Origin of the sequence: Companilactobacillus kimchii DSM 13961 = JCM 10707, assembly GCF_001435445.1 — a bacterium.
GTDB lineage: Bacteria > Bacillota > Bacilli > Lactobacillales > Lactobacillaceae > Companilactobacillus > Companilactobacillus kimchii.
Genome location: NZ_AZDH01000023.1, coordinates 1 through 316, shown reverse-complemented (window position 1 = coordinate 316; position 316 = coordinate 1). Strand labels below are relative to the sequence as shown.

1 protein-coding gene is annotated in these 316 nt (G+C 36.4%); it reads right to left on the bottom strand.

Translation table 11 applies throughout. The features are described 5' to 3' along the window. Positions 1-316, bottom strand: a 316-nt coding sequence (locus tag FC97_RS13495) for a hypothetical protein (protein WP_162257591.1), incomplete at both ends; no start/stop codon positions are given.

The window sequence follows — 316 nt, the reverse complement described above, 5'->3', positions numbered from 1 at the left end:
TAATCAGCTGGATTAGCTGTTGGAGTGAAGGTAATGGCACGATAGTAAGTTCCAGCTTCATCAAACTTATCACCAGTAACCAGTTTGGTTAAATCTTGATCTTTATAAACCTTTGTATCTGCCTTCGCATTTGCAGGAATAACTGCACTATTTGCGTCATCAGTATTTAAAGTATAACCGTCAGCACTAGGGAGATTATTAATTGAATCACCGATTTTGGCGTTAGCAACATTGACTGTTACCTTGGCATTAATCTTATTAATTGTAATTGTTTGAACGAAGGTTGCTGTATTAGCTGCTTCGTCAACTTTAAATA